Origin of the sequence: Shouchella oshimensis (assembly GCF_004375095.1) — a bacterium.
Classification (GTDB): domain Bacteria; phylum Bacillota; class Bacilli; order Bacillales; family Bacillaceae_D; genus Shouchella; species Shouchella oshimensis.
Map to the genome: position 1 here is coordinate 332,963 of NZ_SNUX01000002.1, position 15,945 is coordinate 348,907.

The window sequence follows — 15,945 nt, forward strand, 5'->3', positions numbered from 1 at the left end:
CGGCTTATCAATCTTGAATGCTAAGAGAAACCGTTTCACCCTCAACATCAAAGGACTTCATATCGTCTTCTTGACCGAATGAAAGCTTATCAATTAGAACATGATTTTTCATAAAGGTTTCAAAGCGTTGTAAAATGTCTTCCACATTTGCTGATGCATGAATCGTTAAATGAACACGCTTTTCAACTGGTAGGTCAAGCTCTTTACGGTAAACTTGAACCGCACGGATGACTTCGCGAACAAATCCTTCTTCTTTAAGCTCCGTTGTGACATTCGTGTCAAGAACGACTAAGTAGTCATCGCCTTCAGCGAATTCAAAGCCTGGTAATGGATTCTTTTCAACGAGAACATCTTCTTTTTCAATTTCTACGACTTGATCATTCTCTAAGTTTAACACCATTTTGCCAGCATCAAGGAATTGTTGGGTTTGTGTATCCCCAAATTGAGCAATCATTTTCTGTACAAGACCAACTGATTTCCCTAATTTCGGTCCTGCAACAGGGAAGTTTAATTTTACTTGCTGGGACACATATTGGTCTTGATTCGCATCAAGTAAAATGGTCTTTACATTTGTTTCTTCTGCAATAATGCCTTTATATGCTTCCAAATGAGCGGATTGCTTCACTGGTACAACTGCTAATTGAGCTAGCGGTTGCTTCGTTTTTAAGCTTGTTTGATTACGAATCGAACGAGTCAATTCAACGACTTGGCGAACCGCATCCATTTCTTCTTCAAGTGAAGAGTTTACTTGAGTGGAATCGGCTACTGGATAATCGGTTAAATGGACACTTTCTCCAGCTAAGTCACTGTAAACTTCGTCAGACAAAAATGGCGCAAATGGAGCCATTAATTGTGTTGTTTTCGTAATAACTTCGTACAACGTGTGGTAAGCTGCACGTTTGTCTTCATCCATACCACTCGCCCAGAAACGCGCACGAGAACGACGGATGTACCAGTTACTAATTTCGTCTAAAAACGATGCAATGGTTCTTGCGCCTTTCGTGACATCGTATGCGTCTAAGCTTTTCGTCACTTCTGCAATAACGGTGTTTAGGCGTGATAGAATCCATTCATCAAGCTTCGTTTGCTTGCCTGTCTCGACTGTTCTTGGATCAAAGCGATCAATGTCCGCGTACATTTTATAGAAAGAATGTACATTCGCTAGCGTGTCTAACACTTTTGACTTCGTCTGACTAACGGTCTTCTTAGAGAAGCGCTTATTATTCCAAGGTGCACTGTCGGCAAGTAATGCCCAGCGTAAGCTGTCTGCTCCGAATTCTTCAATGAGCTCAACTGGATTTAAGGCATTTCCTTTACTCTTAGACATTTTCTGTCCGTTCTCATCTAAAATATGCCCAAGCGAAAGTACGCGCTTATAAGGCGCTTTGCCTGTAAATAAAGTGGATACTGCAAGTAAGCTGTAGAACCAACCACGTGTTTGGTCGACTCCCTCAATGACAACGTCAGCAGGAAATTGCTTGTTCATCAATGCTTCATTTTCGAATGGATAGTGGTATTGTGCAAATGGCATAGAGCCACTATCAAACCATACATCAATCACTTCACTTGTCCGATGCATCGTTCCACCACATTCGCATGTAAATGTAATGCCATCAACATAGGGTTTATGAAGCTCAATATCTTCGCCTAACTCTTGATCTGCACGTTCACGTAGTTCGGCGATAGAAGCAGGCGCTTCCTGTTTATCACAGGAGTCACATTCCCACACATTTAATGGTGTGCCCCAGAATCGATTACGCCCAATGTTCCAGTCAACCACATTCTCAAGGAATTTACCAAATCGACCTTCGCGCATATGACTTGGGTGCCAATCCACTCCTTCGTTATTGGCAATGAGCTGATCTTTCATTTTCGTTGTTTCAATAAACCAACCTTCCATTGCGTAATAGAGAAGGGGGCTGTCACAACGCCAACAATGTGGATAGCTATGCTCATAGCGCTCTTTTGAGAATAAACGTCCGTTATGGGCTAACATTTTAACGATATCAACGTCACAATCTTTTACGAAACGACCAGCAAGTGGACCGATTTCTTCTGTATAACGGCCTTTTGAATCTACGACATTTACGAAATCAAGGCCACTTTCCCGGATAGCCTGATAGTCATCGTCACCGTGGGCAGGTGCCATATGAACAAGGCCAGTACCGCTTGAATCGGTAACGAAAGAGGCACCGATTACTTCATGACCTCTATTTAAAGAAAGATAATTAAATGGAGGATCGTATTTCGTACCAATAAGTTCTGATCCTTTTAATGTACCGACAACGTTCGGCGATTCACCAAGTAGTTTTTCAGCTAAAGCTTCTGCAACAACGTAGACTTCGTCGTCTTTTTCCACTTTTACATAAGTCATATCTGGATTAACAGCAATCGCTACGTTGGAAGGCAATGTCCAAGGAGTTGTTGTCCAGCCAAGAAGGTATTCATTCTTCGTTCCTTCAATTAAGAACTTTGCTGTTGCTGATAAATCGGTAACATCCTTATATCCTTGAGCAACTTCGTGTGAGCTTAAAGAGGTTTCACAGTTTGGACAGTAAGGTACAACACGGTGACCTTTGTAAAGCATGTCGTTCCGATGAATGGTTGAAAGAATGTTCCACACTGACTCAATGTAAGGATTCTGTAAGGTGACATATGGGTCGTCCATATCTACCCAATAGCCAAGCGCTTCCGTGAATTGGCGCCATTCTCGCTCGTACGTAAAGACACTCTCTTTACATTTTTCAATGAATGCTTCAACACCGTATGCTTTAATTTCGTCTTTTCCTTTTAAATCGAGCTGTTTCTGTACTTCTAATTCTACAGGTAAACCATGGGTATCCCAGCCAGCTTTACGAAGAACTTGATACCCAGACATTGTTTTATACCGGGCAACAAAGTCTTTCATTGTACGTCCTAAAGCATGACCCGCGTGAGGCATTCCGTTTGCAGTCGGAGGGCCTTCGTAGAAAACATACGTTTCTTTTCCTTCACGCTTTTCAATTGACTGTTTAAATGTGTTGTCCTTTTCCCAACGCTCGCGTACCCGTTGTTCACGGACATGTGCCGTCGTTTCGCTCATTTGCGTCATCACCTTCTTTATAAAATTAAAAAAACCTCCATCCAGGTCGCAGGATCGAGGTGTTATTCACTCAATAGTAGACATAAAAAAAACCATACAGAAGTAGTGGTTTGCATGCTTGTCATCATCACTACGTACCAACATACGCGCCCTTCATATCGGTAGGGAGCCGGCAAAGCTTAAAAGGATCGGTTCAGCTTTGCTTCTCGGAGAAGATTTTCAGAAAGGTCTTAACGTTGACTTTCAGCATTTATGTCAACTCTCTGTAGAAAAGAATTCAATCTTACTCGGTCTCGTCATCGAATCAATTATTTGAATTATTCCTAGTATAAAGAGCGGGACGAGGAATGTCAAATAGACATCGGTGCAGTAAAAACAGGATTTGTTTCGTGTATTAAGAAATAGTCTTCAAAATTGGAAGTTCCCCTTAGCCTTATTGATTAAGTAGAAATTTTGATAAATAGTTGGTTTTTACTAAGCACCTTTCTTTTTCCTTTCTTGAACTACTTTTGACTAGAAGAAATGTCGTTAGACTGTTATAATTTTTATTGATAAACGATAAAATCTTGTTATACAATGATAAAAAAGTACCGAGGTGTTCTATGCAACGTGGGAGAGTTTTATTTTTAAAGGGCATTACAATTAGCCTTGGTGTTCTAGTATTAATTAGTTGTATTTGGGTGTTACCGCCTTTATCACACTATATTGCCATTGATAATCCTAGTTTCGCCTATCTTCGAATTCCGGTTTTAGCAGGTGTCTATATGACGGTGGTGCCGTTTTTGTTTGCGCTCCAACAAGCGTTTCAATTACTAAGCTTAATAGAAAATGATTATGTGTTTACAGATTGGGCCATTAAAACGCTGGGAAATATTAAGTTTTGTGCAGTCGCGATTATTATCTTGTACGGTGTTGGGTTAATTAGTTTATTTTTATTAAATGCCATACATATAGGCTTTGTCATGATTGTCTTGACGATTATGCTCATAACTGTAGTCATTATTTTCTTTGCGTCTGTATTACAAGAGCTACTACGCTCAGCGGTTCGCCTAAAATCAGAAAACGACTTGACGATTTGAGGTGTAAGCGATGGCAATAATTATTCGATTAGATGTTATGTTAGCAAAGCGGAAAATGAGTATGACCGAACTATCTGAACGTGTTGGTGTGACAATGGCGAATCTATCAATCTTGAAAAACGGAAAAGCAAAAGCAGTACGGTTCTCGACACTAGAGGCCATATGTGAAGTACTTGATTGTCAACCTGGTGACATACTGGAATATGAGAAGGGGGAGAGCCTATGACCATAATGATTCTGATTGGAGCGATTTTTCTTCTTATATTCCTTCTCTTCTTAAAACCGTTTCTTCAAATGTTGGAAGGGCATGTTCTTGTAGATCGATTAAAAACAAAAAAAGGGTTCCAGTCTCCTTTAAAGGCGGGCATTTTGACGTTTGGACTGAATGTTGTCTTGGTGTCCATTACAGTATTGTGTTTATATGTACCAGCATTAATAGGGATGGATATGAGTCCTTTGTTTGCAATGGTTTTTGGAACGATTATGAGTGTTCTTGCTTGGGGAATACTGAATCGTGGATACCAAGGGAATCGCCCGATTATGATGGGGTTTATCGGGAGTAGCTTTTATCTATTGGCTTTCATTACGGCGCTTATCGTATGGTTTCTTCCTAGTAGTCGAACAGGAGAAGAATTGTTTCATTGGGAAATTGGCCTTATCATGATTGGCGTCATCAGCTTCATAGCGTGGGTGATGAATCTAACTGTCATTAGTTATCGTGGGAAGGAAGAGGGCGGTTAAACCGTCCTCTTCTTTTACCATTGTATGGTTAAGTTAGGCCAGATCTTTTGCCAGTTCTTTTTCTTCATACGCTGATGGTAGCGATCTAGATTGTGAAGGTAGGCAGGTGTTGGACGAACAAGAAGGTTGACCGCATCATTGACACCAAATGGGGCAATGAGTTCTAGCTTGTTTTGATTAAGGCGAACACCCAAGGCTGTAGCCGTTTCTGGAAACCGTGATAACGCTTCTTGCATAGAGTCATAAGGGGGAACTTGATTGACAATGTGCATACGTGCTTGATTTTTTACAGACCAAGGTTGACCAGGAAAAAGACGATGCAATTTGTGTTCATATTCTTTTTCTTTATCTTTTTCTAAACAAGTAGCATCGTAGTAGACCACATCAATATCTGGAAGTTCTGTTCGCTGGAAACCATGCAAAGTATCCCAAATCTTCCCGCGTACGAACCCTGCACAAATACACCAATCCTTTAGTTGAAGTTCTTCAGCAACCGCTAGCGCGTCCATCATCCACTCATCTTCTTGTATAAGAGTGAGAACATCTTCTTTTGTGTGAATCATTATGCAACTCCTTCTGAAAAACGCTCTCCCCTATTCATTTCTGAATTAAAGCTGTACAATCGTACGGCCTTTAACACTCCCTTTTACAACATTCGTTAATACATCATTTAATTGGGTTAAGGTAATTTCGTTTACTGTCTCTCCTAGAAAAGATGGTTTTAAGTCTGTGGCTAATCGATACCAAGCATGTGCTCGTTCTTTCATTGGACAGGTTACAGAATCAATTCCTAGCCAATTGATACCTCGTCCGATAAAGGGTAAAACCGTCGTTTCAACTTCAACGCCACCGGTTAGTCCGCTAGATGCAATCGAGCCGCCTCTTTTTAATGTAGTAAGTAGATAGGAAGTGGTTTTTCCCCCTACTGCATCAATAGCACCTGCCCATTCACCTTGACGAATGGATAGCTTTTCGCTTTCTTCCAGTTCTTCTCGGGTAACAATTTCAGAAGCGCCTAGCTGCTTTAACCAATCGTGAGCTTCTACTTTATTTGTACCTGCGACAACGTGATAACCACGCTTTGCTAACAGTTCTACAGAAAGACTACCAACACCGCCAGTCGCACCTGGAACAACAACTTTTCCTCCAGCAGGTTCTAAGCCATTTTGTTCTAATTTTATAATAGAAAGAGCAGCTGTTAAACCAGCGGTTCCTAAAATCATAGATTCTTTTAACGTTAATCCTTCTGGGAGTGGAATAACCCATTCGGCTGGAATTCGCGCATACTCCGCATAGCCTCCGTGATGAGAGGTTCCAATTTTATAACTTGTAGCTATGACTTTCTGACCTTCTGAAAATCGCTTGTCTTTTGAATGGACAACCGTTCCTGCTAAATCAATACCAGGAATGAGTGGGGAAGTTTCAGCAAGGTTGCCTTGTTTTACAACCATCGCATCTTTATAATTTACGCTTGAATAAGCGACTTTAATAAGCACATTGCCTTCTACTAATTCTTCTAAATCCCACTGTTCTATCTGTCCTGCAAGTAGCGTTTCCTTTCGGAGGACAAATGCGTTAAATGTCATAAAAATTCACTTCCTTCCTTACTGTATTCTAATGGTAGAAGTTTAAGATGGAGGAAGTCAATCATCTTGCTTGTACCAGATCTACACGATACGATAGAAAGGAATGGAGGCGGAACAAGTGAAGCAAAATAAATACGATGAACCCGATTTCTACGAAGCATATAAACAGATGCCTCGTTCTGTCCAAGGACTTAAAGGAGCAGGTGAATGGCATGTATTAAAATCACTCGTACCAGACCTTGTCGATAAAAAAGTGTTGGATTTAGGGTGTGGCTTTGGCTGGCACTCACGTTACTTTTACGATCAAGGAGCGAAGCAAGTTATAGGAATCGATCTTTCAGAAAAAATGATTCAAACTGCACGTGAGATGACCAATCAAGAGGGCGTCGAATTTAAATTGGGAGCTATTGAAGACATGGCATTTGAAGCCGGTTCATTTGACATGATCTTTAGTTCACTTGCGCTCCATTATGTGAATAGCTATCAAGACGTAGTAAACAACGTAAAACAATTACTCGCGGAAAATGGGGAATTTCTTTTTTCTGTTGAGCATCCCATATTTACGGCACGAGCGGAACAAGATTGGATGTATGACTCAAAAGGAAACATTGATCACTGGCCGATTGATCATTATCAAGAAGAATCCATTCGCCAAACATCATTCTTAACAGATCATGTTGTTAAATACCATCGTACGCTTACGACTTATTTAAATACATTACTAGAAGCTGGATTTTCAATTGAAAGAGTAGAAGAGCCAAGACCAGATCCAGACCTCTTGGCACAAAATCCTGAGTATAAAGAAGAATTACGGAGACCCATGTTTCTCATTATAAAGGCGAAAGTACGCTGAAAATAATGGTGTGTTATGTTGAAGGGTCAATTATCCGCTTTAAGTAGAAAAACACTGTAAACATGGGAATAAATCATGCTTACAGTGTTTCTTTTTTATTAAGATACCGCTTTAAGTCCTGTAACACCGACTACAATGATGACTAAGCTGACAATACGTATTTTACTTTTAGATTCACCAAAGAAAATCATGTTAATGAGAACAGCAGCAGCAGTTCCGATACCGATCCAGACTGCGTACGCTACACTTACTTGTAAAGAAAGAAATGACAAATACAAAAAGAAAAATGCAAGTCCAAAGCCACCAAAGAATAGAACCGCATGTTTCAATGATTTCCGTTTGCTAAACGATTTTAAACCGATAACTCCAGTAATTTCAAAACATGCCGCTAAAAAAACGAAAAACCATCCCATTATGTGATAACCTCCTCTTGTTTTGCACCATCATCTGATCGTTTTAATAAAATAACGCCAAAAACGAGCATCCCCATAAAGAACCCTTTTGCTAAACTGAAGGAACCTCCAAAAAGATAAATATCCATAAGTGCTGTTCCAACTGTACCAGCAGCAGCAAAAATGGCGTAAACGGTTCCTGTAGGTAAGCTTTCACATGCTTTTGCTAAAAAGTAAAAATCAACCGTGATAATAGTAATAATGATAGCCCAATGCCACCAAGTGGTAGCAAGGTTAAACCCAAGTACCCAAAACAACTCAAATAAACATGTGAGAATAACGAAAATCCATCCCTTGTTCATCTATATAACTCCTATCTAGTTTATGAATGACATTCAGTCATTTTTAATTTGAAAGAAAAGCAAGTGAATTAATCACTCGCACCTAGAGCGTTTGTTAGAAAAATAATGAGCTCTTGTTTGTGTTCATTTACGTAACCACTATCTTCTTGATTATAGAGAAACAGTTGCTCGGCGGTGGACTCGATTGTCCCTATCATAATACGAGCCGTTGCATCTGAGCGTAAAGAGTTTCTTATTTCGCTTGTTTGCTTTGCTTGCTCCAAACGATCTGCAAGCCAATCGTATAATGGCGTATAGATCGTTTCCCATTGCTGTAGGTGCTCCGACTGGGTCAAACCTGAGTAAATAAGAACAGCAAGGTTTTTATGATGCTCCGTTGTATGAAAAACAGTATCAACCAGTTCATGTAACTGTTTTTTAAATGAGCTTGCTGTTACATTTTTGTTCAGTTCCACCATAAGATGATCAACAAAAACAGCAGCGATATCAGGCATAACCGATAGTTTAGAAGGAAAATACAAGTAGTACGTACCTTGGGCAATGTTTGCACGTTTCACAATATCGGATATGGTTGTTTTTTCGACACCTTTTTCACTAAACGCTTCAATGGCAGCGGTAATAATCCGTTCACGCTTATCCAATGTAAACACATCCTTAAAAATGACTGACTGTCATTCATATAATAGCGTAATGAGTAGTAGAAGTCAATCCTGTTACATCCTCTTATGTAGTCCTATCACAAAATCTTTTACAGTAAATAGTGAGCACATTAGAATAGGATTTCTAGTTGTTTGTTTAGCCTTTATTTCACAAAAGTGTATAAAGGCGTAGTTCAAAGGTTTTGATTTTTATGTGAAAAGGTATAAGCTTATAGAGAAGTTGAGGAGGAAATTGAATGTATAAAGTCTCACTAGAAGATACGAAACACGCCATTATTGCTGTTAAATGGGAATCCAATTTAACACCAGAGGGCGTACATCAAGCGAATGATGAGATTAATAAGATTTTAAGATCGCATCAGTTTAGTCGGTTTCATTTAATCGTGAATATGAAGGACGTAATTGTATTCAAGCCAGAAACACAGAAGGAAGTAGTTGCTCACCAAGAATGGTTAATACAGAAAGGAATGGATCAAGCGGCAGTAGTGGTGCAAAGTAATGTAGCTAAACTTCAATTAAGACGAACGGCCAAAGAATCAAGTCATAAATCGGAAACCCACTTTACTGAAATAGATGAAGCGCTCACTTTTTTAAAACAGAAGAATTATAGTAAAAACCAAAACGAGGCTGGGACATAACGAAAAGTAGTAGTTGAAAAGACGAATAGTCTAAAATATGCTGAGTAGCACCGCTACAGGAGAATCCTTCGCTTTCCGGGGACACGGCCTCAGCCTCCTCCTTGGAAAACCGCCACTCCAGAGTCTTCAGACACGTGCTGATCCCCCAGGAGTCTTCGGATTCTCCTTCCGCTAATGTTCATATAAAACAAACGACGAACGTTCCTATTTTCAGGAATGTTCGTCGTTTTTGTCTGTCTATCTACTTTTGTCCCAGCCTCGTCTTTTTAATTTTAGTAAATTATTTAAATCTCATCATGTCCAATGTAAAAGAGCATATAGTTGTATAAAGCTTGGCTAACAAATCGGAAACCCCATGAAATAATATCGAAAATGTCTAGCTATAAAGGCTTTTAACTTTTTGAGAGAGAATATACATTCTCAATGTTTATGAAGAATGAAATAAGTGATTAGGTAGGGATACTATGGAGCAACTTCTACTCGAATTATTGGAATGGTTTAAGGATCTTTCATATCTAGGTGTTTTCATCGCATTGTGTATAGAATTTATTCCAGCTGAGCTTGTGTTACCTCTCGCGGGTTTCTGGGTTTCAGAAGGAGAGATGCGGTTTTGGGGTGTCGTCATTGCAGGATCTCTAGGGGGAGTGGTAGGGCCACTTACACTTTATTCAATTGGTCGATTCGGTGGTAGACCATTGCTTGAAACGTATGGAAAATATGTCTTTATGAATAAGGATAACTTACAAAAAGCCGATCAATTTTTTCAATCCCACGGCGCTTTCGTTGCCTTTAGTGCTCGCTTTTTACCTGGTGTACGTACACTTATCTCGGTACCATGTGGCATGGCAAAGATGAATCCTTGGATTTTTTCATTATATACGTTTCTAGCAATGGCACCGATTTCATTCTTCTATGTTTACTTTGGTGTAGAATTAGGAGAGAACTGGACGGAAGTAAAAGGGTTGCTACAGCAATACTTAGTACCATTTGGTATTGGTTTAGTCATAGTGTTCTTGATCTACCTGTTAGTGAAACATAGAAAAAGAAATGTATGAAAATAGCAAACTCCGTAAATACTAGTAGTAAAAGCTATATCGGAGGCACATCTATGCTTATTGATAGCGGTAAATATCAACACATTACAGATACGTACTTACAGGAGCAACAGCGACACTATATACAGGACGAACTCTATTACGCTTACCCAGTAAAACAAGAGAGTGAATGGATTTTGAATCTTGAAGTTCACTTTGAAAAAGCGAGAGAAGTCTCGGCGGATGATGGTTCAAGTAATTTCTACCTGTGCGCCTTTCCCCTTAATGAGTCAAAGGAGGCAAGAGAAGCGCGAAAAGCAGAGCTTCTGGCTGTTATTAGTATGCGAGAGTCTGTCTTAAAGAGCGGTGGTCTACTGGGGTTCATGTGTTCAACGTTTCCAATGTGGAAGCGAATTGGCATGGAATCAAAAGAAAAGAGTCGGAAAGAGCGTATTGGTTAATCAGCCGATACGTTTTTTTTTCGTTTCTGCACACTTAAGAAATAAAAAACCTATTCTAGTGCTAATCCGTTATAATAAAAGGCGTGTTTTATTCAATCTAGTATGAAAGGAAGGGGAAAACGATGCTACCTAATAGAATAATGGAAGCGTTTGAATTGGATATTAAAAGGCTAGAAGAAGTTGAAGACTCAAAAAGCTCAACCGTTGTTCGCTGCGAATTGACGAACAGTGAGACAGTGTTTGTGAAAATTCCCTATTCAAAAATTAAGTTTGAACGAGAACGAGAAGCGTACGACATCTTAAAGAACAATGTACGCACGCCAAGCTTACTTGCGACGTGGGAAGGAGATGATACGTATTCAGGTGCATTACTGTTATCTAAATTAGATGGCATTTCCTTAGCTCAACAGAAGGCATCACCTAATATAGCGTATGAAGTTGGCATTTTGCAAGGGAATATGCATAACGTAGCCCCATCAGATAAGACGGTACTCAAAGGAATTGATAATGAGTTTTCTAATTGGACAGGATTTGTTGAACGTCAGTTTTATAGTTTTGCAGAAGATGTAAAAGAAGTTATGGAAGCGTCTCTCTATAAGAAAGCTATAGTACACTTTGAAAAGCTAAAGGAGCTATTACCTGCACCAGACGGACCAAGCTTCGTCCATATGGATTTTCGTGCGGCGAATATTCTTGTGGATGATAAAGGCATTGCTGGCGTACTTGATTTTGAAAGCGTCCGCTTTGGATCGACGGAAATTGATTTTACTAAGTTGTATCGTGACTACTTGAGTAAAGATAGTGCGCTATTTGATGCATTTCAAGAAGGGTATAAAACGGTACGACCAATGATCAATTTGGAGCTCGTTCTATCCTTTTATCAATTTGTCGATGCATTTAATAGTATCGGTTGGAGCAAGCGTCGTGGTCTAGAAGAACATTTCGACTTTTACAAAGAAAATGCTGAAAGAGTAAAAAATTTTGTCTTGTAGAGTAATGGAATGTTCCTTTATCAACTGAAGAGGAATCTCGTGGATCGACATAATGAAAATAAGTTAAACGTGCGTCGAATTCCTTTTGTTCGGCTCTTTTTCATCTTCATTAAACGTTTGATTAATTGATCTGCAGGCAACATCTAATAAAAAATGACCATCAGTCCAATGGGCTTATGGTCATTTTTTCATACTAATGATTTATGTTTAATAGTGCGGAACGGCATGAAGCAATTCATCTAATGCTTGTTCAATAGTAGAATAAATTTTAGTTGTAGAAAAGTCTATACCGAGCTGGACAGATGTTTGAGCAATTTCTGGTCGTACACCAGATAAGGACGCTTTGGTACCAACTAATTTTAAACCGTCAATGAGTGAGAAGAGTTGATTGGCAACCATTGTATCGACAACGGGAACACCAGATAAATCGATTAAAAGCGAATGAATATCTGTTGAGACACATTCTTCCAATGTTTGTGTAAAGATGACTTGCGCACGATGTGTATCAATTTCACCTACTAAAGGCAACAACGCGATCGTTCGTCTGAGTTTAATGACTGGAGAACTTAATTCTGTAATCATTTCTTGTTGTGCTCGTAACTGCTGGTCAGCGTATTCCATATTGTTACGACTAAAGGCAATGACAATTTCTTTAAATCCTGTTACAAGAATATCTATCCATTGATCATACTGATCAAAGGATACCTGTTCATTTGTCTCTTCAATGTAGTCTTTAATCAACTGTATGTACTGATCTTGGACATTTAAAAACTCTTCAATGATCTCGGGAATCGGTGTTGCTAAATGAGCTTGGTCTTTAGCAATAGACAGAATCCATTGTTCAAATGCTTTTGTATGCTCAGCGTTATAATCTTCACGAAACAGTTCACAAAACAATTCATGAAACGCATAATTTTGTTTCTTTAACCGTTCAATTTTAACGGGGTCATTTGAGCCGTAAACGCCATCTTTTGTTTTGTCGAGATCTGCATACCATTGTTCGGTTAAATTCCATGTGTTTTCCTTTAAAAATTCGTATAATGACATAGTGCACCTCCTTTTTTATATTATGAGATCAACCTTGTTCACTTGTCCAATTTAAGTATCTTTTAGGGATGAAATGAAGGTTTTTGTGTAACCGCTTTATAAAATTATTTTCAAAAAACACTTGCAAAACGAAAATAAAATCTGCTACACTACGTTCAACAACAAATTTTATAATTTTTCTTATTAAGAGGAGCGGAGGGACTGGCCCAATGACGCTTCAGCAACCCCACTTAGGTGGAAGGTGCTAATTCCTGCAGGAGATGAAGATCCTGGATGATAAGAGCGAGCTTGAATGATGATACTTATTCGCCCCTCTTTCATTAACGAAAGAGGGGCTTTTTGATTTTAAAAATGAATAGCAGACATATACACAGTACGTATTTGCATAAAACTTAGTAATTACATCGAATTAGGAGGATTAGACATGATTGAATTTAAAAACGTGTCCAAAACGTTCTCGTCAAATGGTCAAGACGTTCACGCCTTACAAAATATACAATTCACAATAGAAAAAGGAGATATATTCGGGGTTATCGGCTTTAGTGGGGCTGGAAAAAGTACATTAATACGGACAGTGAATTTAATTGAGCGGCCAACGGCTGGAGAGATCATTGTAAACAATGAAAATCTCGTAAGCTTACAGCCTCGAGAGTTACAACGTGCGAAGCGAAATATTGGAATGATCTTTCAACATTTTAATTTACTACAATCTAAAACAGTATTTGAAAATGTTGCGACCCCACTTCGACTAGTGAAAACGAAGAAATCCGAGGTCAAAGAACGTGTGAATGAATTGTTGCAGTACGTTGGATTAGAAGAGTTTGCTTCTCGTTATCCAGACCAACTATCTGGTGGACAGAAGCAACGTGTTGGCATTGCTCGTGCTCTTGCCACTAATCCTGCTGTACTTTTATGTGACGAAGCAACGTCTGCTCTTGACCCAGAGACAACAAGCTCAATCTTGCAATTGTTAAAACGTATTAATCAGGAGTACAACATTACGATTCTAATGATTACCCATGAATTAGGCGTTGTACGAGAGATATGTAACAAAGTGGCAGTTATGGAAAGTGGCCACATCGTTGAGCAGGGGAAGGTGGAGGATGTGTTGGCGCGGCCGGAACATGAAACAACGAAAAAGTTCGTACGCTCGATCATTCCTGATGATCTACCAGAGAAAGTGAAGCAATACCTTGGACAGAAAGGAAGCGATGAACGCATTTACAAAATAGATGTGACAGATGAAACAGAGCAATTGTCTGTATTTAATGACTTGGTTCATCAAGGATTACATGTATCACTTCTATACGCATCTATGCATGAAGTGAGAGAAACCTCTTTTGGTGCTCTTTATTTAAGTTTAAAAGGAAATGGAGCTGCTCAAGAAACAGCGCGAAGCTATCTTGAGAAATATGATGCTCAGGTGAAGGAGGTAACGAAAGATGCTGGATTGGTTGCCTGAAGCCATACGCCCAGAAATTACAAGTGATATTCTCACACAAGCCCTATTTGAAACCATCTATATGGTGGCTTGGTCTTTACTCTTTTCCGCTTTACTAGGTGTTGTATTAGGTGTCATTCTTGTTGTTACAAGACCTGGACATATTATGGAAAACCGATTGATTTACAATTTAATTAATCCTGTTATCAATGTTTTAAGGTCGATACCGTTTATTATTTTACTCGTTGCGATTATCCCGATTACTCGTTTTTTCGTTGGCACAGCATATGGAACGACAGCGGCAATTGTTCCGCTTGTCTTTTATGCAGGGCCGTACATTGCCCGTCTAATTGAGAACTCTTTATTAGAGATCGAACCAGGTATTATAGAAGCGGCAGACTCAATGGGTGCTTCTAAATGGCAAATCATCTTTAAGTTTCTCGTACCTGAAGCAATGGGTTCACTTATTCTTAGTATGACAACAGCAACAATTGGTCTTCTAGGTGCAACAGCTATGGCAGGAGCAATTGGCGCCGGGGGCATTGGTGAAGTAGCGATTTCTTACGGATACAATCGATTTGATGATGGAACGATGTTTATTACAGTACTTTTATTAATTATCATGGTGCAAGGCTTACAAACCATTGGGAATATTGCTTCAAAGAAAGTTAGACGACGATAGATAGAAAAAAGGGAGAGAACATACAATGAAAAAATTTCACCAAGCACTACTATTCGCTGGAGCTGTAGCGTTTACGTTAACAGCATGTGGGAACGATACAAATTCTTTAGCTGATGCAGGAGAATCATACAGCCCAGAAAATCCTGTTCATGTCAAAGTGGGCATTACAGGCACTGATTCACCTGAGTGGGACCATATATCTGAAGTGGCAGCAGAGGAAGGCATTGAATTAGAAATTGTTCGTTTTAGTGACTATACGCAACCGAACCAAGCATTGGCAGACGGGTCAATTGATATTAATGCCTTTCAAACCGTTTCATTCTTCGATAATTTCAAAGAAGAACATAACTTAGACCTTACGGCAATTGGATCGACTGTCCTTGCACCAATGGGATTGTATTCCGATAAATACGAAAGTGTTGAAGATATTCCAGATGGAGCAGATATTACCATTGATAAAGAAGTAACCAATCAGGCGCGTAATTTAATGTTGCTAGCAGAGGCAGGCTTAATTGAGTTAGAGGACGATTTTGGTGTGACAAGCGGGTTAAACGAAATTAAAGCGAACCCGAAAAACTTAAATTTAACGGAAATTGCCCCGGCTACAGCACCTCGTATTATGCAGGATGTGGACGCAGCGGTTATTAACAATGGCTTTGCAGTTGATGCAGGTTTAAGTCCTACCGATGATGCTATTTATAGAGAAGATGAAACGGCAACACCGTATATTAATATCATAGCAGCGCAAACCGAAGATCAAGATAACCCTGTATTATTACGTCTAGTTGAATTGTATCAATCTGAAGAAATTGAACAGTTGATTATTGAAGAGCATAAAGGAGCACGAATTCCAACGTTTATTTCACTAGAAGAATTGAACAGCTATCCAAAATAAC

General features: G+C 39.4%; 18 protein-coding genes and 1 riboswitch. Of the genes, 11 read left to right on the plus strand and 7 right to left on the minus strand.

The window, feature by feature from the left end; all coding sequences use genetic code 11:
* Nucleotides 1-7: 7 nt before the first annotated feature.
* The gene (gene ileS, locus E2L03_RS07785; protein WP_437183227.1) at nucleotides 8-3,091 is read right to left on the minus strand and encodes an isoleucine--tRNA ligase; all 3,084 of its coding nucleotides are present in this window, start codon (nucleotides 3,089-3,091) and stop codon (nucleotides 8-10) included.
* A 593-nt stretch (nucleotides 3,092-3,684) separates the two neighbouring features.
* Between ileS and E2L03_RS07790 the strand changes: the two genes are divergently transcribed.
* The 3 genes from E2L03_RS07790 to E2L03_RS07800 are packed head-to-tail and all read left to right on the plus strand — an operon-like array spanning nucleotide 3,685 to nucleotide 4,902.
* The gene (locus E2L03_RS07790; protein WP_038476414.1) at nucleotides 3,685-4,161 is read left to right on the plus strand and encodes a DUF2975 domain-containing protein; all 477 of its coding nucleotides are present in this window, start codon (nucleotides 3,685-3,687) and stop codon (nucleotides 4,159-4,161) included.
* 10 nt (nucleotides 4,162-4,171) lie between these two features.
* A complete protein-coding gene (locus E2L03_RS07795; protein ID WP_055737129.1) occupies nucleotides 4,172-4,387 on the plus strand; it encodes a helix-turn-helix domain-containing protein in 216 nt (71 codons plus the stop codon).
* Entirely contained in the window at nucleotides 4,384-4,902 is a 519-nt protein-coding gene (locus tag E2L03_RS07800) for a hypothetical protein (RefSeq protein WP_124741227.1), read from the plus strand. Before E2L03_RS07795 ends, E2L03_RS07800 begins: the two co-directional genes overlap by 4 nt.
* 14 nt (nucleotides 4,903-4,916) lie before the next feature.
* Here E2L03_RS07800 and E2L03_RS07805 read toward each other — a convergent pair whose 3' ends face one another.
* Complete coding sequence (locus E2L03_RS07805) at nucleotides 4,917-5,468, minus strand: nucleotidyltransferase family protein (RefSeq protein ID WP_095149476.1); 552 nt, start codon at nucleotides 5,466-5,468, stop codon at nucleotides 4,917-4,919.
* A 42-nt stretch (nucleotides 5,469-5,510) separates the two neighbouring features.
* Complete coding sequence (locus tag E2L03_RS07810; RefSeq protein WP_134258869.1) at nucleotides 5,511-6,488, minus strand: acrylyl-CoA reductase family protein; 978 nt, start codon at nucleotides 6,486-6,488, stop codon at nucleotides 5,511-5,513.
* Between the two features lie 118 nt (nucleotides 6,489-6,606).
* On the opposite strand from E2L03_RS07810, the gene E2L03_RS07815 reads away from it, so the two are divergent.
* Nucleotides 6,607-7,341, plus strand: a complete 735-nt coding sequence (locus E2L03_RS07815; protein WP_134258870.1) for a class I SAM-dependent methyltransferase — start codon at nucleotides 6,607-6,609, stop codon at nucleotides 7,339-7,341.
* Nucleotides 7,342-7,439: 98 nt separating this feature from the next.
* Here E2L03_RS07815 and E2L03_RS07820 read toward each other — a convergent pair whose 3' ends face one another.
* The 3 genes from E2L03_RS07820 to E2L03_RS07830 form a co-directional block, all read right to left on the minus strand.
* Nucleotides 7,440-7,754, minus strand: coding sequence for a DMT family transporter (locus tag E2L03_RS07820; protein ID WP_055737134.1), 315 nt, complete (start codon nucleotides 7,752-7,754; stop codon nucleotides 7,440-7,442).
* Nucleotides 7,754-8,095: a DMT family transporter gene (locus tag E2L03_RS07825; protein WP_134258871.1), complete on the minus strand. Its 342-nt coding sequence runs from the start codon at nucleotides 8,093-8,095 to the stop codon at nucleotides 7,754-7,756. The genes E2L03_RS07820 and E2L03_RS07825 overlap by 1 nt, the downstream gene beginning before the upstream one ends.
* Before the next feature lie 68 nt (nucleotides 8,096-8,163).
* Entirely contained in the window at nucleotides 8,164-8,736 is a 573-nt protein-coding gene (locus E2L03_RS07830; RefSeq protein ID WP_055737136.1) for a TetR/AcrR family transcriptional regulator, read from the minus strand.
* Between the two features lie 254 nt (nucleotides 8,737-8,990).
* On the opposite strand from E2L03_RS07830, the gene E2L03_RS07835 reads away from it, so the two are divergent.
* From E2L03_RS07835 to E2L03_RS07850, 4 genes are all read left to right on the plus strand, one after another.
* Complete coding sequence (locus E2L03_RS07835) at nucleotides 8,991-9,392, plus strand: STAS/SEC14 domain-containing protein (RefSeq protein ID WP_124741231.1); 402 nt, start codon at nucleotides 8,991-8,993, stop codon at nucleotides 9,390-9,392.
* A 464-nt stretch (nucleotides 9,393-9,856) separates the two neighbouring features.
* Complete coding sequence (locus E2L03_RS07840) at nucleotides 9,857-10,447, plus strand: DedA family protein (RefSeq protein WP_134258872.1); 591 nt, start codon at nucleotides 9,857-9,859, stop codon at nucleotides 10,445-10,447.
* Nucleotides 10,444-10,887 carry a hypothetical protein gene (locus E2L03_RS07845; protein WP_166740221.1) on the plus strand — a complete coding sequence of 148 codons (444 nt, stop codon included), beginning with the start codon at nucleotides 10,444-10,446 and terminating at the stop codon, nucleotides 10,885-10,887. Before E2L03_RS07840 ends, E2L03_RS07845 begins: the two co-directional genes overlap by 4 nt.
* Nucleotides 10,888-11,027: 140 nt before the next feature.
* On the plus strand, nucleotides 11,028-11,879 hold the full coding sequence (locus E2L03_RS07850) for an aminoglycoside phosphotransferase family protein (protein ID WP_243839512.1): 852 nt from the start codon (nucleotides 11,028-11,030) through the stop codon (nucleotides 11,877-11,879).
* A gap of 207 nt (nucleotides 11,880-12,086) precedes the next feature.
* Here the strand turns inward: E2L03_RS07850 and E2L03_RS07855 are convergent, their stop codons facing one another.
* Nucleotides 12,087-12,926, minus strand: a complete 840-nt coding sequence (locus tag E2L03_RS07855; protein ID WP_038476453.1) for an STAS domain-containing protein — start codon at nucleotides 12,924-12,926, stop codon at nucleotides 12,087-12,089.
* Nucleotides 12,927-13,103: 177 nt separating this feature from the next.
* Nucleotides 13,104-13,209, plus strand: a riboswitch (SAM riboswitch).
* A 141-nt stretch (nucleotides 13,210-13,350) separates the two neighbouring features.
* On the opposite strand from E2L03_RS07855, the gene E2L03_RS07860 reads away from it, so the two are divergent.
* From E2L03_RS07860 to E2L03_RS07870, 3 genes are read left to right on the plus strand one after another with little or no spacing between them, the layout of a single operon-like run.
* On the plus strand, nucleotides 13,351-14,388 hold the full coding sequence (locus tag E2L03_RS07860; protein ID WP_134258874.1) for a methionine ABC transporter ATP-binding protein: 1,038 nt from the start codon (nucleotides 13,351-13,353) through the stop codon (nucleotides 14,386-14,388).
* Entirely contained in the window at nucleotides 14,369-15,049 is a 681-nt protein-coding gene (locus tag E2L03_RS07865) for a methionine ABC transporter permease (RefSeq protein WP_051667240.1), read from the plus strand. Before E2L03_RS07860 ends, E2L03_RS07865 begins: the two co-directional genes overlap by 20 nt.
* A 25-nt stretch (nucleotides 15,050-15,074) precedes the next feature.
* Nucleotides 15,075-15,944 carry a MetQ/NlpA family ABC transporter substrate-binding protein gene (locus tag E2L03_RS07870; protein WP_038476460.1) on the plus strand — a complete coding sequence of 290 codons (870 nt, stop codon included), beginning with the start codon at nucleotides 15,075-15,077 and terminating at the stop codon, nucleotides 15,942-15,944.
* Nucleotide 15,945: the final 1 nt, after the last annotated feature.